Annotated in this window: 19 protein-coding genes and 1 tRNA gene; 8 read left to right on the top strand and 12 right to left on the bottom strand. The window is 64.1% G+C overall.

All coding sequences use genetic code 11. The features are described from left to right. The first annotated feature begins 38 nt into the window (after window positions 1-38). The 7 genes from dusB (at window position 39) to hflX (ending at window position 9,414) form a co-directional block, all read left to right on the top strand. Entirely contained in the window at window positions 39-1,055 is a 1,017-nt protein-coding gene (gene dusB, locus GRI59_RS09815) for a tRNA dihydrouridine synthase DusB (protein ID WP_160760995.1), read from the top strand. A 2-nt stretch (window positions 1,056-1,057) separates the two neighbouring features. After that, complete coding sequence (locus GRI59_RS09810; RefSeq protein WP_160760994.1) at window positions 1,058-2,152, top strand: two-component system sensor histidine kinase NtrB; 1,095 nt, start codon at window positions 1,058-1,060, stop codon at window positions 2,150-2,152. Between the two features lie 14 nt (window positions 2,153-2,166). Then, the gene (locus GRI59_RS09805; RefSeq protein ID WP_160760993.1) at window positions 2,167-3,612 is read left to right on the top strand and encodes a sigma 54-interacting transcriptional regulator; all 1,446 of its coding nucleotides are present in this window, start codon (window positions 2,167-2,169) and stop codon (window positions 3,610-3,612) included. Between the two features lie 72 nt (window positions 3,613-3,684). Next, window positions 3,685-5,922, top strand: a complete 2,238-nt coding sequence (locus GRI59_RS09800) for a sensor histidine kinase (RefSeq protein ID WP_160760992.1) — start codon at window positions 3,685-3,687, stop codon at window positions 5,920-5,922. Between the two features lie 46 nt (window positions 5,923-5,968). Next, window positions 5,969-7,351, top strand: coding sequence for a nitrogen assimilation response regulator NtrX (gene ntrX, locus GRI59_RS09795; RefSeq protein ID WP_160760991.1), 1,383 nt, complete (start codon window positions 5,969-5,971; stop codon window positions 7,349-7,351). Window positions 7,352-7,510: 159 nt separating this feature from the next. Further along, window positions 7,511-8,095, top strand: coding sequence for an RNA chaperone Hfq (hfq, locus tag GRI59_RS09790; protein WP_160760990.1), 585 nt, complete (start codon window positions 7,511-7,513; stop codon window positions 8,093-8,095). 50 nt (window positions 8,096-8,145) lie between these two features. Beyond that, the gene (gene hflX, locus GRI59_RS09785; protein WP_337190255.1) at window positions 8,146-9,414 is read left to right on the top strand and encodes a GTPase HflX; all 1,269 of its coding nucleotides are present in this window, start codon (window positions 8,146-8,148) and stop codon (window positions 9,412-9,414) included. A 4-nt stretch (window positions 9,415-9,418) separates the two neighbouring features. Here the strand turns inward: hflX and mazG are convergent, their stop codons facing one another. The 9 genes from mazG to GRI59_RS09740 are packed head-to-tail and all read right to left on the bottom strand — an operon-like array spanning window position 9,419 to window position 17,394. Continuing rightward, window positions 9,419-10,186, bottom strand: a complete 768-nt coding sequence (mazG, locus tag GRI59_RS09780; protein WP_160760989.1) for a nucleoside triphosphate pyrophosphohydrolase — start codon at window positions 10,184-10,186, stop codon at window positions 9,419-9,421. A gap of 38 nt (window positions 10,187-10,224) precedes the next feature. Next, window positions 10,225-10,404, bottom strand: a complete 180-nt coding sequence (locus GRI59_RS09775; protein WP_160761613.1) for a hypothetical protein — start codon at window positions 10,402-10,404, stop codon at window positions 10,225-10,227. A 14-nt stretch (window positions 10,405-10,418) separates the two neighbouring features. After that, entirely contained in the window at window positions 10,419-11,201 is a 783-nt protein-coding gene (locus GRI59_RS09770; protein ID WP_160760988.1) for an MBL fold metallo-hydrolase, read from the bottom strand. Then, window positions 11,198-11,974 carry a TatD family hydrolase gene (locus GRI59_RS09765; protein ID WP_160760987.1) on the bottom strand — a complete coding sequence of 259 codons (777 nt, stop codon included), beginning with the start codon at window positions 11,972-11,974 and terminating at the stop codon, window positions 11,198-11,200. Before GRI59_RS09765 ends, GRI59_RS09770 begins: the two co-directional genes overlap by 4 nt. Further along, the gene (metG, locus tag GRI59_RS09760) at window positions 11,974-13,533 is read right to left on the bottom strand and encodes a methionine--tRNA ligase (protein WP_160760986.1); all 1,560 of its coding nucleotides are present in this window, start codon (window positions 13,531-13,533) and stop codon (window positions 11,974-11,976) included. Before metG ends, GRI59_RS09765 begins: the two co-directional genes overlap by 1 nt. After that, window positions 13,526-14,482, bottom strand: coding sequence for a DNA polymerase III subunit delta' (locus GRI59_RS09755; protein WP_160760985.1), 957 nt, complete (start codon window positions 14,480-14,482; stop codon window positions 13,526-13,528). Before GRI59_RS09755 ends, metG begins: the two co-directional genes overlap by 8 nt. Beyond that, complete coding sequence (gene tmk, locus GRI59_RS09750) at window positions 14,479-15,111, bottom strand: dTMP kinase (RefSeq protein WP_160760984.1); 633 nt, start codon at window positions 15,109-15,111, stop codon at window positions 14,479-14,481. Before tmk ends, GRI59_RS09755 begins: the two co-directional genes overlap by 4 nt. Further along, window positions 15,108-16,292: a D-alanyl-D-alanine carboxypeptidase family protein gene (locus GRI59_RS09745; RefSeq protein ID WP_160760983.1), complete on the bottom strand. Its 1,185-nt coding sequence runs from the start codon at window positions 16,290-16,292 to the stop codon at window positions 15,108-15,110. Before GRI59_RS09745 ends, tmk begins: the two co-directional genes overlap by 4 nt. A gap of 52 nt (window positions 16,293-16,344) precedes the next feature. Next, window positions 16,345-17,394: a lytic murein transglycosylase gene (locus GRI59_RS09740; RefSeq protein WP_160760982.1), complete on the bottom strand. Its 1,050-nt coding sequence runs from the start codon at window positions 17,392-17,394 to the stop codon at window positions 16,345-16,347. Window positions 17,395-17,574: 180 nt separating this feature from the next. On the opposite strand from GRI59_RS09740, the gene GRI59_RS09735 reads away from it, so the two are divergent. Beyond that, window positions 17,575-17,664: transfer RNA gene (locus GRI59_RS09735), tRNA-Ser, on the top strand. 67 nt (window positions 17,665-17,731) lie between these two features. On the opposite strand, the gene GRI59_RS09730 is transcribed toward GRI59_RS09735, so the two are convergent. The 3 genes from GRI59_RS09730 to GRI59_RS09720 all read right to left on the bottom strand — a co-directional run bounded on the left by GRI59_RS09730 (window position 17,732) and on the right by GRI59_RS09720 (window position 20,417). Further along, on the bottom strand, window positions 17,732-18,226 hold the full coding sequence (locus GRI59_RS09730) for a hypothetical protein (RefSeq protein WP_160760981.1): 495 nt from the start codon (window positions 18,224-18,226) through the stop codon (window positions 17,732-17,734). 69 nt (window positions 18,227-18,295) lie between these two features. Next, complete coding sequence (locus GRI59_RS09725) at window positions 18,296-19,462, bottom strand: aspartyl/asparaginyl beta-hydroxylase domain-containing protein (protein ID WP_160760980.1); 1,167 nt, start codon at window positions 19,460-19,462, stop codon at window positions 18,296-18,298. 100 nt (window positions 19,463-19,562) lie between these two features. Then, window positions 19,563-20,417, bottom strand: a complete 855-nt coding sequence (locus GRI59_RS09720; RefSeq protein WP_160760979.1) for a class I SAM-dependent methyltransferase — start codon at window positions 20,415-20,417, stop codon at window positions 19,563-19,565. Window positions 20,418-20,430 lie beyond the last annotated feature (13 nt).

Genomic DNA, 20,430 nt, shown 5'->3' with positions numbered 1-20,430 from the left:
CTATGCGCCTGCCCATTATTTAGGCAACGCTCCCGCACATGACCACGCTTCCCCCTCCGCCGGCCCTGAAGCCGATTGCCATCGGCCCGGTTACGGTTGCCGAGCCGGTTGTGCTGGCGCCGATGACGGGCGTCACCGACATGCCGTTCCGCACACTGGTGCGGCGCTATGGCTCGGGCCTCAACGTCACGGAGATGGTGGCGAGCGAGGCGGCAATCCGCGAGACCCGCGTGAGCACGCAGAAGACCGCGTGGGACCGGATCGAAGAGCCGGTTTCGATGCAATTGGTCGGCTGCGATCCGGGCAGCATGGCCGAGGCGGCGAAGATTCAGGAAGGCAACGGCGCGGCGATTATCGACATAAATTTCGGCTGCCCCGTGCGCAAGGTCGTCGGCCAGCTCGCAGGTTCCGCGCTTATGCGCGAAGTGCCGCTCGCTGTCCGGCTGATGGAAGCGACAGTCAAGGCGGTGAAGGTGCCCGTGACCGTCAAGATGCGAATGGGATGGGACCACAACAGCCTCAACGCGCCGGAGCTTGCCCGCATGGCCGAGGACATCGGCGTGCAGATGATTACCGTCCACGGCCGCACCCGCAATCAGATGTACAAGGGCAGTGCCGACTGGGCGTTCATCCGCCAAGTCAAAGATGCGGTGAAGGTCCCCGTGATCGTCAACGGCGACATCTGCTCGATCGAGGACGCTGCCAAAGCGCTCGAACAGTCAGGCGCGGACGGGCTGATGATCGGACGCGGTGCCTATGGCAAGCCGTGGCTGCTCGGGCAGGTGATGCATTGGTGGCGAACGGGAGAGGCGCGGGCGACCCCCGGCATTGACGAGCAATATGCGCTGGTCGTTGAGCACTATAATCGGATGCTCGATCACTATGGCCGCGACACCGGGGTCAAGATGGCCCGCAAGCATCTGGGCTGGTATACTAAGGGGCTCCACGGCTCGGCCGAGTTCCGCAACATGGCTAATTTCATCGATGACGCCGATCAGGTGCTCGGCGAGATCGAGCGTTTCTACGCGCCCTTCCTGATGCAGCAGGCCGCCTGATAATGGCGGCCAGTCCGATTGAGCCGCAGGGCGGTGGCCGTCCAGATGCCCGCGCGCAGCTATCCGGCCTGATCTTTGCGGTAATCCTGATCGATGGCGAGGGTCGCATCGCCGAGGTCAACCATGCCGCTGAAGATCTGCTCGGCACCAGTGCCAGCCGCTTGGTTGGCACGCTGTTGACCGACCGGATCGGACCGCTCGATCCCCGGGTCGAAGCGCGGCTGATCGCCAGTGACGAAGCGCTGGTGGCGCGCGACCTGGCGATTGCGGTCGGTGAGGTGCAAATCCGCATCAACCTCACCGCCTCGCCGCTAGGGGGATTTGCGGGCTGGCGGGTGGTGACCCTGTCGCAGATCGGCCATGACGAGGCTGCGGGCACCGTGGGCGGCGAAGCGCTTCTGGGTGCTCCCGCCGTGCTGGCACACGAAATCAAGAACCCGCTCGCCGCAATCCGCGGGGCGGCGCAGCTGGCGGCGCGCAAGCTGCCGCACGCCGACAAGAAGCTCGCCCGCATGATCACCGATGAGGTGGATCGGATCGCGCGACTGATCGACCGGATGCAGCAGCTTGGCAGCACGCGCACAGGGCCGGTCGATGCTTGCAACCCACACGAAGCAATCCGCGCCGCTATCGCCACTATGCGCGCGGCGGGATCGACCTTAGGTGAAATTGAAATCCGCGAGGAGTTCGACCCCTCGCTCCCCCCGGTGCTCGCCAATCGCGATGCGCTGGAGCAGGTGCTGATCAACCTCATCTCCAACGCGCGCGATGCGGCGCTCGGGCCGCGCGGGGCAGGCGCTGCGAGCGTGGTGATCGTCCAGACGCGCTTTGTCAGCGGGCTCGCCTTCAGCGCGATCCGCAACGGGCGCGCGGTGCCGCTGCCGATCGAAATCACCATCAGCGACAATGGCCCCGGCATCGACCCGACCTTGCAGGGCCATGTGTTCGAGCCGTTTGTCTCCTCCAAGCCTTCCGGTCAGGGTCTTGGCCTTTCGCTCGTACGCAAGCTGGTGCGCGATATGAACGGCAATGTCAGCCATGACCGCGACCCGCGCGCCGGGCTCACCCATTTCCGCCTGCATCTGCCGCAGGCCTAGGACACGCCCGGCTTATGCCTGCAACTCTATCCGATCCGATCCTGCTGGTCGAAGATGATGCCGCGATTGCCACGGTGATCATTGCCGCGCTGGAGGACGAGGGCTTCGCGATCGCCCATTGCAGCAGCATCGCTGCGCGTGACAAGCAGCTGGCCGGGCGGCGGTTCGCGGTGATGCTGACCGATGTGATTCTGGAAGACGGGGACGGGTTGGCGAGCCTTTCGGCTGTGCGTGACCGCGCGCCAGACATGCCAGTCATCGTGCTCTCGGCCCAGAACACGCTCGATACCGCCGTGCGCGCGAGTGAGAGCGATGCCTTCGAATATTTCCCCAAGCCCTTCGACCTCGACGAGCTGGTCCATGCTGTGCGTCAGGCCGCTGGCGCCCGCGCGCCAGCGGCTGATGAGCCCGGCAATGCTCTGGCGGGCGGCGAAGGCGAAAAGATGCCGCTGGTCGGGCGCAGTCCGGCGATGCAGGGCGTCTACCGGATGATTACGCGCGTGCTGCGGAATGATCTGACGGTGCTGGTCACCGGCGAAAGCGGGACCGGCAAGGAGCTGGTCGCGGAGGCAATTCACGAACTCGGCAATCGCCGGACCGGGCCGTTCGTGGCGGTCAACACCGCAGCGATCCCCGCCGACCTCGTCGAAAGCGAGCTGTTCGGCCACGAAAAGGGCGCTTTCACCGGCGCAATTGCGCAGGCGATCGGCAAGTTTGAACAGGCCAATGGCGGCACGCTGTTCCTCGACGAGATTGGCGATATGCCCGCCGAAGCCCAGACTCGTCTGCTGCGCGCGCTGCAATCGGGCCGCATCCGGCGCGTTGGCGGGCGGCAGGAGATCGCGGTCAATGTCCGCATCATCGCCGCGACCAATCGCGACCTCACGCCAATGATCGCCACCGGCACCTTCCGCGAGGATCTGTTCTACCGCCTCAACGTGGTGCCGATCGTACTGCCACCCTTGCGTGAACGGCGCGAGGATATTGCTGCGTTGGTGCAACACTTCCTGGTGCTGGCTGCCGAAGACGGCCTGCCGCGCCGCATTCTGACGCCCGATGCGATCGAGCGCCTTGAACAGCGCACCTGGCGCGGCAATGTCCGTGAACTGCGCAACGTGGTCTATCGCCTTGCGCTGATGGCGCGCGAGGAACGGATCGACGCCGACAGCGTGAATGACATCATCGGGCCGGAGAACACCCCCACGATCCTGCCGCACACTGATGGGCAGGGCGGCTTCGGCGCGGCGCTCGCGGGCTGGCTTACGGCGGAAAGCCCTCCGCCTGGCGCTCTGTACCACCGCGCTCTGGCGGCTTTTGAGAAGCCGCTGATCGAATATGCGCTCGGCCGGACCGGCGGTAACCAGCTTCGCGCGGCGCAGTTGCTCGGCATCAACCGCAACACGCTGCGCAAGCGGATCGGTGAGCTTGGACTGGAGCCAGAGCGCTTCACCACATCATAACGGCGCTGGCGCGGGGCGGATTGTCGGATTGGCCTTGCATTTCTGCCACACCATTGTTGTAAAGCGGCAACGATGGAGCCTTCCCAAACCCGCGCATTGAACCTCATCCCCCGGCAACCGCCGCGGTGGTGGCGGCGTTTCATGATTGCCGCGCGGCGGGCCAATATCTTTCTGTGGCTCGAAGGCATCGCAGTAGCGGCGTTTCTGGCGGCGGTTGTGGCGACGTGGTCGGCCTATAGCCGGTCGGGCGCGGGTGATGACCTGTTGCCTACTATGAAGGTCTCGGTGCTGTTGATGGCCACACTGGTGCCAGCGATGGCGCTGCTGGTGCTGATTGGTCGCCGGGTGGCCCTCCGCCGCGCGGCGGGCAGCACGGCGCGTTTGCATGTGCGGCTCGTGTTCTTCTTCTCGATGGTCGCCGCGCTGCCGACGCTGCTGGTCGCCGGCTTTGCGGCCTTCCTGTTCCAGACAGGAGTGGACTTCTGGTTCTCCGACGAATCCCGCGGGCTGATGGAGAACGCCAATGCCTTGGCGCAGAACTACTACGACGCGAACCAACGCGACGTTGAACAGAACACCGTCATCATGGCCTCCGACATGCGCGATACGCTGGCGCGTGTGCCGATCACTGACCCGGACTTCCCCGACTTCTACGCCTATCAGGCGCAGGCCCGCGAGATTTCCGAGAGCGCGATCCTGCAACGGATGGCTGATGGCTCATTCCGGACAGCCGCAGCGCTCAACCTGACGCAGAACAACAGTCCGCTGGAATTCAGTCGTTCGGCTTTGCCCCAATTGGACAGCGGCGACATCGCGGTCGTGATCGGCACCCCGGAGCGGATTGAGGCGCTGGTGCCGATCGATGCACAGTCCGGCGTCTACCTCTACAACGCCCGCACCACCGAGGAGACGATGTTCAACTCGTGGTCCAAGGCGCAGTCGATCGTCACCGCCTATGACCGCCTGACCGGCAGCGCGCGGATGCTCCAGCTGCAATTCAATGTCGCGCTGGTCGTGGTCAGCCTGTTGCTGGTGGGGCTTGCCATCTGGTTCGCGCTGCGGTTCGCCGACCGGCAGGTCGAGCCGCTGACCGCGCTGGTGGGCGCAGCGCGCAAGGTTGGGCAAGGCAACTTTGCGCTCCGGCTCGACGGGCGCACCGGGCCGGACGAGATCGGACTGCTCAACCGCGCCTTTAACCGCATGACAGGGCAGCTGGAAAAGCAGACGCAGGCGCTGGTTAGCGCCAACCGCCAGATCGACGACCGGCGCGCCTTTACCGAAGCCGTGCTCGAATCCGTGACCGCTGGCGTTGTGTCGGTCGATGCGGAATCGCGGGTGACGCTCATGAATTCCTCCGCGCAGAACCTGCTGGCGCCTCAGGGTGACGGCAATGACGGCGTCAGCATGATCGGCCAGTCGCTCGAAGTGCTGTCGCCTGAGCTTTGCCGCGTGATTGCCGATGGCAAGGAGCGTGCTATCATCACCCACGCCAAGGGCACCGAGCTGCTGACCCTTGCGGTCAAGGTCGCGCCGGGGACGAGCGGCCATGTGATCACCTTCGAGGATATCACGCGCCAACTGCTCGATCAGCGACAGGCGGCGTGGTCCGATGTCGCGCGCCGGATCGCGCATGAGATCAAGAACCCGCTGACCCCGATCCAGCTAGCGACCGAGCGCTTGAAGCGTCGCTACCGCACGCAGGTGAGTGACGAGGATCGCGATCTGTTCGACGAGCTGACCAGCACGATTGTCCGGCAGGTGGGCGGCCTCAGGAAAATGGTCGACGAATTCTCCTCCTTCGCGCGACTGCCCAAGCCGGTGTTCCGCGATGAGGATGCGCTTGATCTTGTCCGGCAGGCAGTCTTCCTGCACGAAGTCGCCCATTCCGGCATCGCCTTCAGCGTCGCCTCTTCGGAGCTGATCGACCGCGAAGTGCGCTGCGACCGGCACCAGTTTGGGCAGGCCATGACCAACGTGCTCAAGAACGCGGTCGAAGCGATTGAGGCGCGCGCAATTGAGGCCAAGGGCGCCTATGCTGGCGAAATTGCCGTCACAATGCGCGATGCAGGTGAGGCGATTGTCGTCACCATTGAGGACAACGGCATCGGCCTTCCGGCTGACCGCGAGCGCATCACCGAACCCTATGTGACCACGCGCGAGAAGGGCACCGGCCTCGGGCTCGCCATCGTCAACAAGATCGTGGACGAACATGGCGGGGATATGAGCTTTGCCAGTGCGCCTAGCGGCGGCACCCGCGTTTCCTTGCGCTTTGCGCGCAATCCCAACCCAATTGAAGGCGGCCCCCTGTGATCCTGTCTTCGCTTCACCATGACCTCACAGCCAAAGGACCCTTCCCATGGCGCTAGAAATCCTGATCGTCGACGATGAACGCGACATCCGCGAGTTGGTGGCCGGCGTGCTTGGCGACGAAGGCTATGCCTGCCGCACCGCAGCAGACAGCACCGAAGCGCTCGCCGCGATTGACGAGCGCCGGCCTTCACTTGTGCTGCTCGACGTGTGGCTCCACGGCAGCCAGATGGACGGGCTGGAACTGCTCGATGCGATCAAGGCACGAGAGCCCAATCTGCCGGTGATCATCTTCTCGGGCCACGGTAACATCGACACGGCGGTCGCCGCGGTCGGGCGCGGGGCGATGGATTTCATTGAAAAGCCGTTCGAGGCGGAGCGCCTGCTGCTGCTGGTCGAGCGCGCGACTGAGACCGAACGGTTGCGGCGCGAAAACTCGCGGCTGCGCGAAGGCAGCTGGGGCAGCGCTGAGTTCACCGGCAATTCGCCCTCCATCAATGCCGTGCGCGCAACCCTCAAGCGCGTGGCGAGCACAGGCAGCCGGGTATTGATTTCAGGCCCCGCGGGTGCAGGCAAGGAAGTCGCCGCACGCCTGCTTCATGCGTGGAGCGCGCGGGCCAACGGCGCTTTCGTGCTGGTCAACTCGGCCCGCATCACACCCGAACGCTTCGAACAGGAGCTGTTCGGTGAGGAAGCCAATGGCAAGCAAGTCCGCCCCGGACTGCTCGAACTGGCTGATGGCGGTACGCTGTATCTCGACGAGATTGCCGATATGCCGTTGTCCACCCAGGCGCGGATCCTGCGTGTGCTGACGGATCAGAGCTTCGTGCGCGTTGGCGGCACGCGCCAGATCGGGGTGGATGTCCGCGTTGTCTCGTCCACCACGCGTGATCTGACCGTCGAAATGGCAGAAAAGCGCTTCCGCGAGGACCTGTTCTACCGGCTCAACGTGGTGCCGGTGGTACTGCCGCCCCTGTCCCAGCGGCGCGAGGATATTCCCGCGCTCGCCGAGCATTTTTTCACCCGCTATTCCAACGATCAGGGCCTCGTTCCGCCCGACATTTCCTCCGAGGCAATGGCGGCGCTACAGGCCTATGACTGGCCGGGAAATGTGCGCCAGCTGCGCAATGTGGTCGAGCGCACCATCATCATGACTCCCCGCGAGAAGCTCGGCACGGTTGAACCTGACATGCTGCCCCCGGAAATCATCGGCGGTCAGATCGGGCTGGCGAGCGACAGCCTGTCGGCGATCATGGGCGTGCCGCTGCGCGAGGCACGGGTCAGTTTCGAGCGGGAATATCTCGCGATCCAGATCCGGCGTTTCTCCGGCAATATTTCCAAGACGGCGAGCTTCATCGGCATGGAACGCTCGGCCCTGCACCGCAAGCTGAAGCTCTTGGGCATGGCCGACCGGCGCGATGACGACGATTAGGGTTGGATGATCCGGCCGTAATTTTGGTGGAAATCAGTCCTTGTCCAGCGGCGGTCCAGTCGCCATTATGGATAGCGTAAGGCGCCGCGCCTCGTTTTTTGCGGTGACCTGCTACCTGCGGACCGAAAATCGGCCGCCAAGAACAAAGGAGCCACGACAATGTCCAACGGGCGAACGCTCTCCCCCCGTCCGGTTGCACGTGCTGCCACATCCAGCGAACCGCGTACCAGCGACGCCGGCAGCCCCCCTCAACGTCAGAGTGGCAATCTTCAGGACGCTTTCCTTAACCTGCTGCGCAAGAACAAGATTCCCGTCACCATGTTTTTGGTGAAGGGCGTGAAGCTGCAAGGGATCGTCACGTGGTTTGACAATTTCTCGATCCTGCTCCGCCGTGATGGCCAGTCGCAACTGGTTTATAAGCACGCGATCAGCACGATCATGCCGGGCCAGTTGCTTGATCCGGCGCAGTTCGGGAGCCAGTCGGGCAGCCGCAAACAGAAGTTGCTTCAGGACGTGTTCCTGAGCCGCGTTGCCGAGGCTAACGTGCAGGTCACCATGTTCCTCGTGAACGGCGTGATGCTGCAAGGTCGGATCGCGGCCTATGACCTGTTCTGCATGCTGCTCGAACGCGACGGCGCGGTGCAGTTGGCTTACAAGCACGCGGTCTCGACCATCCAGCCCGCCAGCCCCGTCGACCTGAGTGTCGATGACGAGGATGGCGACGATTTCGGGGCAGACGACTGAGCTTCGATAGCGATCTCCAAGACGAGGTAACCCGCGGTGCGCGGGCGCTGGTGCTGTGCCCGGATATCCGGGCGCTGCGCTATGATCTCGATTCTGCGGAGCGCTTGGCTGAAGCCGAGGGGCTGGCGCTGGCGATCGGAGTGGTGATCGCACATTCTGCGATCCTGCCCGTGCGCCAGATGCAGCCCAACACGCTGTTCGGGTCGGGTCAGGTCGAGAATATCGGCGTCTGGTGCGAGCAGCACGAGGCCGAGCTGGTGATCGTCGATGGCGCGCTGACCCCGATCCAGCAGCGCAACCTGGAAGACAAGCTGAAGCGCAAGGTGATCGACCGGACCGGCCTGATCCTCGAAATCTTCGGCGAGCGCGCGGCAACCGCCGAAGGTCGTTTGCAGGTCGAACTGGCGCATCTCGATTACCAGCAGAGCCGACTTGTACGCAGCTGGACCCACCTTGAACGCCAGCGCGGCGGCTTCGGCTTCCTCGGCGGTCCGGGCGAAACCCAGATCGAAGCGGACCGGCGGATGATCCGCGCGCGGATGGCGCGGCTCCGGCGCGAGCTCGATCAGGTAAGGAAGACCCGCACGCTCCATCGTGACCGCCGGGGAAGGGCGCCCTGGCCGGTGGTAGCGCTCGTGGGCTATACAAACGCCGGGAAATCGACGTTATTCAACCGCTTGACCGGCGCTGAGGTGATGGCCGAGGATTTGCTGTTCGCGACGCTCGATCCGACGATGCGGGCGATCAGCTTGCCGGGTGTGGAAAAGGCGATCCTGTCGGACACGGTGGGCTTCATTTCGGACCTTCCGACCCAGCTTGTCGCGGCGTTTCGCGCCACATTGGAAGAGGTCACCGCCGCCGATGTGATCTGTCACGTGCGCGACATGGCGAACCCCAGCCACGCGGCGCAGAAAAAGCAGGTTCTGGATGTGCTGGCCGACCTCGATGTCGTCGATGCCGAGACGGGCACCAGCACAATTCCGATCCTGGAAATCTGGAACAAGGCTGACCTGTTAGACGCTGAAAGTCTTACGGAATTGCGCGAGGCCGCTGAAGGGCAGGGGGCAGTGATCCTCTCCGCGGTGACGGGGCAGGGCGTGGATCTGCTCGAGGCCGAATTGACCCGGATGCTGACGGGCACCGCGCGTGAGGTCAGCTTCATCCTGCCTGCCACCGATGGGCGGCGGATTGCGTGGCTGCATGCTCATGGCGACGTGTTGACCGAAGATGAGGTCGAAGACAGCGATGAGGGCCCCATGCGCAGGCTCACCGTACGGCTCAATCCCAAGGAACTGGGGCAGTTTGCTGCCCTTTCCTAAGCGCTTACTCGCCTTGCTTGACCCGCTGCCAGAGATCCTCCTGGGCTTCGAGTGACAGCGATGGGAAGTCAGACCCAGCCAGTGCTTCCATGCCCCTGAAGCGACGTTCGAACTTGGCGTTGGCCGAGCGCAGGGCGTCTTCGGCGCTGATGCCGTGGGCGCGTACGAAATTCACCGCCGCGAACAGCAAATCGCCTGCTTCTTCGACCTTCTGTTCGTCTGAGGATGCGGTCTTCAGTTCTTCGATTTCCTCGGCAATCTTGGCTTCCGAACCCGACGGATCGGGCCAGTCAAACCCGGTGCGAGCGGCGCGTTTCTGGAGCTTCTCGGCGCGCATCAAGGCTGGGAGTGCCAGCGCGACGCCGTCCAAAGCGCTCACAACGCCCTTGGCTTCGCGCTCCTTGGCCTTGAGGTCCTCCCAGCGGGCTTCGTCCATCGTGCCGCCGGTGCTGGCGAAGATGTGTGGGTGGCGTGCTTCCATCTTGGTGTTGATAGCGTTGGCAACATCGGTGAAGGCGAAGAGGCCAGCTTCTTCGGCCATGCGGGCGTGGAACACGACCTGAAGGAGCAGGTCGCCAAGTTCGTCACGCAGGTCTGCCATGTCACCGCGCGCGATAGCGTCTGCGACCTCGTAGGCTTCCTCAATCGTGTAAGGCGCGATGCTGGCGAAGTCCTGCGCGAGGTCCCATTCGCAGCCGCGCTCCGGATCACGCAACCGGGCCATGATGGCGAGAAGGCGTTCAATAGGGGACTGGTTCGGGGTCTCGGTCATGCCGGTCCTCAAGTTTGATAATATATATTATGTAAAATCTAGAACGCTGCGCTGGCGGTTCCGCGGATCACCATGAACCACTCCACGATTAGATACAGGAAGCCGAAGATCACCACCCAAGCCAACGCCATCTTGATCATCTGGCTCCATTCCAAACGGCGCGACGCCAATGACACGCAGCAAAGGACCAGCCATCCAAGGCTTGTGACGATTGGCATGATCAGATCCGGGTTCACGCGACCATCTCCAATCCGTCATAGCCGACCGTCACGAAGTCCGGCACTTCGTCGCACAGCGTCCGGTAATCCATGCTCTTGTCGAGATGGCTGAGCACCACGCGGCCCGCACGGCATTGTTCACCAAGCTCGATCGACATCGCCAGATGCGCATGGGTTGGATGCGGGTCGCGTCGCAGGCAGTCGCTCACCAGAATGTCGACCTTGTAGAATAGATCGATCATTTCATCGGAAATGGCACTGAAATCAGTAGCGTAGCCGATACTCTTGCCATCGGCTTCAAAGCGGTACGCCGTGGTTTCACCGGGGCCATGTGCCATCTGGCACCAGTCCACGCCAAAGCCAGCAATCATCCGTAGCCGGTCCAGCGTGTCGAGCGTGCAGATTGTCGGATAGCCTTCCTGTCCGGCAAACACATAACCGAACCGTTGGCGGAGCCGCCGAACGGTCTCCGTCTCCGCAAACCCCGGAATCGGCCCGCCGCGTCCGTATCGCAACACCCGCAGGTCATCGATGCCGTGACAATGATCGGCGTGGTCGTGAGTCCAGAACACCGCATCAATGTGGCCAACCCGGTTGGCCAGTAGCTGCGCGCGGCAATCCGACGATGTATCGACCAGCAGCCGCTTGCCGTCATCGCTTTCGACCATGATCGAGACCCGCGTGCGGCGGTTGCGCGGCTCATCGGGGTCGCAGTCACCCCAATCGCCCGTGCCATCCGGCCCGCCCAGCCGCGGCACCCCGGTCGAGGTGCCAGAGCCGAGCATGACCAGCTTCACGGCCGCGCCTTGCTGAAAAGGTTGAAGAAATTGGCGGTGGTCTGCGCTGTCAGATGTTCCACATCCGTTCCGCGAAGGCCTGCGACGAAGGCCGCCGTATCGGCGACATAGGCCGGTTCGCACACCCTGCCCCGATGCGGCACCGGCGCGAGGAATGGGCTGTCGGTTTCGACCAGCAGGCGGCCATCAGGAATGATCGCAGCGACCGCCTGCAAGTCCTTGGCATTCTTGAATGTTACGATTCCCGAGAGCGAGATCGTCAACCCAAGCGCCAAGACCTTTTCCGCAAAATCGGCCGACGCTGTGAAGCAGTGGATCAGGGCGGGGAAGGCCCCCTTCCCCATCTCCTCGGCGAGGATGGCATGGGTATCTTCCTCGGCATCACGGGTGTGGATGATGATCGGCAACTGCGTTTCGCGGGCGACATCAATATGCATTCGGAACAGGGACTTCTGCGCGTCTCTGTCCGATTTGTCGTAATAGTAGTCGAGGCCCGTTTCACCGATGGCGATGACTTTGGGATGGCGGGTCGCCTCCAGCAGCGCGGCGCGGCCCAAATCCTGATGCGCGTCAGCCTCGTGCGGGTGGATGCCGACGCTGGCGAACACGTCCGGCTCGCGCGCGGCTGTGGCAACCACCTGATCCCATTCGGATTGGCGGGTGGAGATGTTGAGAAAGGCTCCGACCCCTGCGGCCCGGGCGCGCGCCAGCACCTCGGTCTGTTCCTCCACCAAACCTTTGTATTCGAGGTGGCAGTGGCTATCGACCAGCATCAGGCAGTCTCGGCCTCGTCGAGGGGCAGTTCGAGCCGCGGGAACAGCGGGGCTGGCGCGATGATCCTGTGATCATTTTCGGCCAGCGGCGAATACCAGTGGCTGCGGATGCCTTGGATTGTGCGCAGGTCTTCGGGAATGCCCAGCGTATCCAACAGTTTGGCGCTGCTCGCCGGGATGACCGGGCTGATCGCGACCGCCAACTGCGCAATGCAGATGTAGAGCGTGGCGAGCACCGTCTCCATTCGCTCGGGATCGGTCTTGCGCAGGGTCCAGGGGGCCTCGCTGTCGATATAGGCGTTGCAGGCGAACACGGCTTGCAGCCATGCTTCGGCGGCTTGCTGGAGCGCAAGGCTCTCGAAAGCCTCCGGAATGTCGACAGTGATCGCGCGGTCCACTGCGGCGAACAGAGCGTTGTCCGCGTCCGTGTGCCCCCGGATAGCGGGCAGGTAGCCGTCAAGGTTCTTGGCGATGAAGCCCAAGGTCCGCTGTGCCAGGTTGCCAAAGGCGTTCCCCAGCTCGCCATTGGCACGCTGAACAATGGCTTCGGGCGAATAGCTGCCATCCTGCCCGAAGGCGACTTCGCGCATCAGGAAGTAGCGCAAGGCGTCCACACCGAAGGTCTCGGCCAGTTCCACCGGATCGGTCACATTACCAAGCGACTTCGATTCCTTCTGGCCGCGATTGAGAAGGAAGCCGTGACCGAACACCTTTTGCGGCACCGGCAGATTGGCGCTCATCAGGAAGGCCGGCCAGTAGATCGTGTGGAAGCGCACGATGTCCTTGCCGATCAGGTGCAGGCTGGCCGGCCACATGTCGCCCATGTCATCGGGATAGCCGAGACCGGTCAGGTAGTTGGTTAGCGCGTCGACCCACACATACATCACATGGCCATCGCTGCCGGGCACCTTCACACCCCAATCGAACGAGGTGCGGCTGACCGAAAGATCGCGCAGGCCCTGCTCGACAAACGCGATCATCTCGTTGCGGCGGCTCGCGGGTTCCAGGAAGCCGGGGGTCTTCAGCAATTCAAGCAGTTGGTCCTGATACTTCGAAAGCCGGAAGAACCAGCTTTCCTCGACCGTCCACTCGACGGGCGTGCCTTGCGGGGACAACTTCTCCACGCCCTCGCCTGCGACCAGTTCGCTGGCGTCGTAATAGGCCTCGTCGCGGACCGAGTACCAGCCTTCGTAACGATCGAGGTAGAGATCGCCCGATGCTTCCATCGCCTGCCAGATCGCTTGACTGGCGCGGTGGTGATCGGGCTCGGACGTGCGGATGAAACGGTCATAGGACACATTCAAAGCGTCGCACATGCTGCGGAAATAGCCCGACATTTCGTCAGCGAGATCAGCCGGGGTGCGGCCTTGCTCCTCAGCCTTGCGAGCCATCTTTAGGCCATGTTCGTCCGTGCCGGTCTGGAACCGGACGCGGCGGCCCATGAGCCGCTGGAAACGCGCGATCACGTCGGCGGCGATCGCCTCATAGGCGTGGCCGATATGGGGCCGCCCGTTGGGGTAGCTGATCGCGGTGGTGATGTAGAACGGGGTCTCAGCCATGGGCCGGTTCGCTAGCGGGGGCAGCCGCCACAAGCAAGCTGCCGATCTCGAACGGCAGCATCCCCGAATCGAAATTGGCGGTTGGCGCTTCGGCGGCAAGGCTGACCAAGGCGGTGTGGGCGTTGATCAAGCGTGCGCGGGCCTGCGGGTTGTCCGAGGCGCGGGCGGCGCGGGCGACCAGCGACTGCGCCAGATCCAGCACAGCCTGCACCCGCTCGCGATCAGCGCGCGGCCCAATAAGGCGGGCCAGTTCGCCGCGCCCGGTGATGCCGTTATCGCCCTGCGCCAGCAGCGCGGTGATGACCTTGGCGACCGGAGCGAGGTTCTGTTCGGCAAAGCGAAGAGCTGCGCCAAAGGAGCCTTCGGCGGCAGCAATGGCTTGCGGGTCGGGCGGCAGGCCCCCGTCTGCCAGCAACGTGGCCAGCTGGCTGTCGGTGAGCGCCGGGAAGCGCAACGTGCGGCAACGGGAACGGATCGTTGGAAGCAGGCGCGCTGGGCGGTGGGTGACGAGCAGGAAGAAAGTGCCGACGGGCGGTTCCTCAAGGCTTTTCAGCAGCGCGTTGGCGGCGGATTTCTCCATGTCGTCGGCCGGATCAATGATGATCGCGCGGCGGCTTCCCAGCGTCGGGCGCGTGATCAGGCGGCGCTGCATCCCGCGGATCTGCTTGATGCGGATCGAGCGCGCGAGGTCGAAGGGCTTCCCTTCGGCCTGGGCTTTCTCGCCCTTGTCGTCCTTGGGGCCGTAGGTGAGCGCGATGATGTCGGGATGCTCGCCCTGTGGCTGCGGCACGCCCGTCTCCGCGACCAACTCGCGTGCGGCGGCCATAGCGAAGTCGCGTTTGCCGAGGCCCGCTTTGCCCGCGAGCAGCCAGCCGTGATGCATCCGCTCACCCGTGAGCGCGTCGCGCCACTGGCGCCAGGCCTCTGCATGATTGGGCCAGTCGGTCATTCGAGCAGGTCGCCGACTGCTGCAAGGATGTGGGCGTGGATGTCTTGCGGCGCCCCGATTGCGTCGATCCGTACAAACCCGTGTGGGTCCGCCTCGGCCAGCGCACCGAAGGCTGCGGCGACGGCGCGGTGGTATTCGGCCGAGCGGCCCTCAATCGCGTCCGAGGCTTCTCCTCGTGAAGCGATACGGCCTGCCAACGCGCCTTCATCACCTTCGAGCAGGATGACCCGGTCAGGCCGCAAGCCGTCACTGCCGAAGGCGTGGAGCGCGGTGATGGCCGCATCTCCTATGCCCCCCGCCCCGCCCTGATAAGCGCGGCTCGAATCGACGAAGCGGTCACAGATGACCCACTCTCCCCGCATAAGCGCTGGGCGGATCAAGTGCGCCACATGATCCGCGCGGGCGGCGGCAAACAACAAGGCTTCCGCCTGAGCGGGCCAGCCTTCCCTCGGCGGTGCCAGCAGCAGGTTGCGGATCGCTTCGGCCCCCGGTGTCCCGCCCGGTTCGCGGGTGACGACGACCGTGAGGCCTCGCGCCCGCAACGCTTCGGCCAGCAGGCGGGCTTGGGTGGATTTCCCGGCCCCCTCCCCGCCCTCAAAAGCGATGAACCGGCCGCGCGGAGGGCTCATGAGAACACCGCTGCAATCGCGTTGATCACGCGGTCGATCGGGCCAGCCGTTCCCACCGCCTCGGCAGTGTAAAGCGGGATGCGGGCCGGTGCGACGCCGGGCGCGGAGATCTCCATCACGGCGACTTCCTGATTGGCTGCGACTGGCGCGCGCAGCGGGCCTTCGTAGCGGATCGTGGCGGTAAGCTTGCCGTCACTCCCGCGCGGCAGGTTGACCGCCACCGGCCCCGCAGCTTTCAGCCCGACCCCGCGCGCATCGCCATCCTGCACCCGCGCCGTGCCGACCACGGTGCCCGGCGCAAACAGCTGGCGCCGTTCGAAGGCGGAGAAGCCCCACTCGACATAGGACCGTGCAATCTTTGCCCGCAGCCGGCCGTTCTCGACCCCAGCGAGCACCAGCACCAGCCGCTGGCCATCGCGCCGCGCGGTGCCTAGGTAAGAGAACCCAGCTTCGTTGGTGAACCCGGTCTTGATCCCGTCCGCTCCCGGCACGCGCCCGATCATGGGGTCATGATTGACCTGTGCGATGCCTTTGTAATCGAAGCCCGCGCGCCCGATGTAATAGCCGAACTTGTCCGGGTGCCGCGTAATCAGCGCCCGTGCTAGCCGGGCCAGATCATTGGCGGTGGTGAAGGTCCGCCCCTCATCCGGCCAGCCGTTGGGACTGGCAAAGTAGCTCCCCGTCATCCCCAGCCCCAGCGCGATGCGGTTCATCTCAGTCGTCCACGCCGCCACCGATCCCGCCTGCCCTTCAGCCAGCACTGCCGCCCCGTCATTGGCCGAGACATTGGCGATGCCGAGCAGCAGATCATCCACCCGCACCCGCTCCCCCCGGTCGAGGAACATGGTCGAACCCTTGCGCCGCCACTCACTCGCCACAACCGGGCTCATCATGAACACTTGCGACGGATCGAGCCGCCCGGCCGCGATGAGCTCGAATGCGAGATACAGCGTCATGACCTTGGTGACGGAAGCCGGCATGAACCGCGCATCGGGATTGCGCGCATGGAGCACCTGCCCACTGCCCAGATCGACCAGCAGCGCCACCGGCGCCTCGGTAGCGGTGGGAACGGCAGGCGTGACAGGGCCGGGATCAGGCACCAGCGCGCGCAAAGGCGGCGCAAAGCTGACGGCAAACAGGGCAAGCAGGGACAGCGACAAGCGCGAGGATTTCGGGGGCATCACCGTCTCGCCTATACCCGTCCCCTCACCGCTTGGCGAGGTGCGGGGCGCGTCAGTTCACGATTTCGTCAGCCAGCAATCCGACGCTCAGGGCATAATAACTTGAGCAGTTATATTCGAGGATCGCACGATAATTGCCGGTCAGCAGCCATGCGGGCGTTCCGGGGCCGTCAGGCTGGAAGAATGCGGTCATCACATCATCGCCAATTCCACCTTGCGCTACCACGCCTTGCGCGCGCCATTCGGCCACCGTCATCCAGCGGCTGAGGCGGTCATGCACGCGCGGGCAGACCGGCGAGACGAGCCGGGTGCGATAAGCTGAGGCATCGAAACCTGCCGGCACCGACGCACGCACACCCCAGGGTTGACCGGGCCGCCATCCGGCGTCGCGGAAATAGTTGGCGATCGAGGCAAAGGTATCGGCGCGGTTCGAAAAGATATCCGCGCGTCCGTCCCCGTCGCCATCGGTGGCCAGCCGCAGATAGACGCTGGGGAGGAACTGCGGGTTGCCGAAGGCCCCGGCATAGGAGCCCACCAGTTGCGAGCGGTCATAGCCCTTGTCGGCGACCTTCATGAGCGCGATGAACTCGCCCGCGAACAGCTCACGCCGCCGCCCTTCCCATGCCAGCGTGGCGAGACTTCGGGCCAAATCGAAGTTGCCTTTGACCTGACCATAGCTGGTTTCATGCCCGAAGATCGCGACGATGATCGGCCCAGGCACGCCATATTGCGCTTCGATCCGGCCAAGCAGATCGCGGTGCTGACGGTAAACCGCACGGCCGCCTCCGATCCGTGCCGAATCAACATGGGTCGCGACATAGCCCGACATCGGTGGATAGCCGCGAGTGGTGGCGCTGCCGGGCTGGTTGTTATCGAGCCGGATGACAGTCGGATTGGGCGTGAGCCCCGCCGTCATTCGCGCCACCGTATCTTCCCGCACACCCTCGCCTAACGCACGGGCCTTTAGCAATTCGAGATAGGCATCGAACGGAATCCCGTCCGCACTGACCTGCGCGGTCGCCGGGGCGGACGCAGGCGGGGCGCCGAGAATCGCAAACGCTGCAAGGGTCAGCGCCGCGGCGGAGAGAAGCCGGGGAATCATGACTATAGGGATGTCATACCTTGGATGAATTCCCAACAACCTGATTGGCGAAGTTGCGGTTGCTCCCCCGTTGGGCGGCAAAGCAGTCTTCAATCGCGACGACCTGCCACGCTTAATGGGACAAATGGGCCACAAGGCAGGTGACAATCGCGCTCTTCGGCGCTAGCCGCTTCGCACAGAGGACAGGTGGCCGAGTGGTTTAAGGCAGCGGTCTTGAAAACCGCCGTAGGTGCAAGCCTACCGTGGGTTCGAATCCCACCCTGTCCGCCAAGTTGCGCTGCATTTCGTCAATCTTTGCATCTGTGGTCTATTGGCTGAACAACGCCGCGACTGCCTATCAGTGCAAGACGCGGTCGCTTCCCTGCTTGATCGCGGGCGTAGCCATCCAATCCGGCCAATCTGTCCCGCGCCATTCGGCGGCAACATAGACCCGTTGAAGGATCGACAACCACTGGCGCATCAAATCGCCATTGAAGCCGATTCGCGCACTTTGGCCGGTCGGGCTATAGAAAATCACGACTGTGCCCGAGGGCGGCATTTGCAAATCAATCTTGCTAACGAGCCATTCATGTTCCGGTTCGGTCGCTGTGACCGGAGCTGAGGGCTCCTGTCGGGCAACCGCCTTCTGATGTGAGACGCCCGCGATGATGTCGGCGTAAACAGGATCGTCATGACGGGGCTTGATGACATTTATCAGAGCCGGGATCAGGCGATTGGTCATCCGCTGGGTGAGCCAGATTCGCGCGGTTTCCCCGTCTCGCACTGCCGCATTGATCGAGATGCGGTCCTGTTCCTCTGAATAAAGGACGGTGATTCTCTGAAGGTCCAGCATGGCCGAATGATTATCACTTTGTGGTGCGGGGAGGCACCCCCTTGCGTCCGTATGCTTTGAAGCCTTGGACTACAACGCCCCAACCGGAAACGCGGCCGCCGAAACAGCCGCTTGAATCGCTGAACGCTCCGCAGGCGAAAGGTCCGGATGCCACAGGTCGAAGATGAGGATCACGCGCAGGCGGTCGGTCTCGTTTTTGGCCTCATGCTCGATGGTGTCGTCGAACACCCACGACTGTCCCTCGGCAAAATCGCGGGTTTCCGCGCCAACGCGGAACCAGCAGCGCTTGGGCACGATCAGCGGGAGGTGGCACAGAAGACGGAAATTGGCGACGCCGACATGGGGCGGAATGTGGGTGTGCGGGGCGAGCAGCGAGAACATCGCATTGGCCCCGCACCCCGGGATAACGGGTTGATCCATTCGCGCCAGAAACGCCATCGTTTCGGGGCAATGGGCGGCGTTGGCGGCGACATTCGTCCCGCGCTCGATCAGGTGGATCGCGGTCCAATCGCGGTTGTGATTCAATTCGCGCCACTGCGCCAGCGGCTCACTGTCGTGGTATTTGACGTAAGGCACGAGGCTCGCGTCCGGCGCATTGGCGACCCGGTCCATCTCGGCGCGGATCGTGGCGGTGAGGCTCTCGAGTTCGTCCGCCCAGGAGAAGCCCGCACGGTCGTGGAATTCGGCTTCGCGCAGGCCGGGATAAGCGAAATGAGTTGCCTCGGAATGATAGGTGCGCGTGGTCCGCGCGATGTTGGTAGCAAAGCGTTCTGCCCGGCGGCGCTCGGTTGGGGTGAGATCGGCGCCGCTCGCCTCAACCGCTGCGCCGAGCCGGCGTTGCATGGAATGCTGATGTTCGGCCCACAAAGCTTCGGCGCGCATGATAGTCTGCACGAGCATCGGCGGGAGCGGATGGGGACGAGGTTGTGCGAGCGCGCGGCCATAGGCTTCGCCCGCATCGGGATGGCCAGCAGAATCGAGCAGGTGCGCCCGCATCAGCAGGTTAACGAAATCGAGCGGGGAAAGCGCTAGCGCGCGGTCGATCGCCTCGATTGCCAAGAGCGGCGCGCCGGCCATCTTCCGCACTGTGGCGAGGCGCTGCCAGAACGGCATCACCGGCGGATCGAACCGCGCGGCTTCTTCCAGAATGTTGCGAGCCTGCACGAGGCTACCCGACGCCAAGGCACGGTCTGCGGCGGCTAGGCGCTGGGCAAGGTCGGGCTCGGCGAGGGTCATTGCGCCGAAATGATATAGATTAGGATTTAACGCAAGTTGCCTCAGCTGATGCACGCTTCAGCGCGACAGGTTATTGCGCGGAAACGTCCGATAAGTGCGCTTAGGCGTGTGCAGTGACCAGCCAGACCTTGCAGGGCAGCATAACGCCCTCACCTGCGCGATGATGGCGCGTGAACATTGCGGCAAGATCAGCCCGCGCCGAATCGCGCACGCCTGCGCCCTCTTCGGCCAACACCCGGCCGACGGCCATCGAGGCGAGGACAAAGTCGGTCGCCTCGTCAGGCGTCGCGCCTGGCCCGCCCACGGGTTGCAGTCCTGCATAGGTGGCGACGTCCATGCCCGAGAAGCCTGCGCCGGTGAGCACTTCCTCAAGATAGCCGAGGTCCTCGAAGGCGAAGGGCCCCGGAGCACGCGGCACGGCGGGCGGGATTTCGACGTGCTGGCGGACGACCCCCATCACCTCCATCATCCACAGATTGTCGCGCGGGTGCGCCCAGACCGCGAGGTCGATCCGCGCACCGGGCTTCAGCAGGGTCCGCAGATTGGTGAAGGCGGGCACCGGGGCCTCGAAGAACATCGAGCCGAAGCGCGAGAACAAGCGGTCGAACGGCGGCTCGTCCAACTGCGCTGTGGCCGCATCCGAACACACGAACCGCGCGGCGCTTCCCGCAGCAGCAGCGCGTTCCTTTGCCCGCGCGATCAGCATCGGTGCGACATCGAGACCGAGCGCTGCGCCTCCCGGCCCCACGGCCTCGGCAATCGCCAGCGTCGTCGCCCCGCCGCCGCAGCCGAGATCCAGCACACGCTCGCCCGGCTGATACCCTGCCCGCTCCAGCAGTGCTGTGCCGATGGGCGCGATCATGCTCTCGAACCGGTCGAGGCTGGCGAGCCAGCGTTCGCCCATCTCTCCTGCCCAATCCTCGCCCTTCAATGCTTCCGGTCCGGTCTGGGTCATGCGTGTGGTCCTT

Source organism: Erythrobacter ramosus (assembly GCF_009828055.1).
In the GTDB taxonomy this organism is placed as follows: domain Bacteria; phylum Pseudomonadota; class Alphaproteobacteria; order Sphingomonadales; family Sphingomonadaceae; genus Erythrobacter; species Erythrobacter ramosus.
This window is presented reverse-complemented; position numbering and strand designations above follow the sequence as displayed.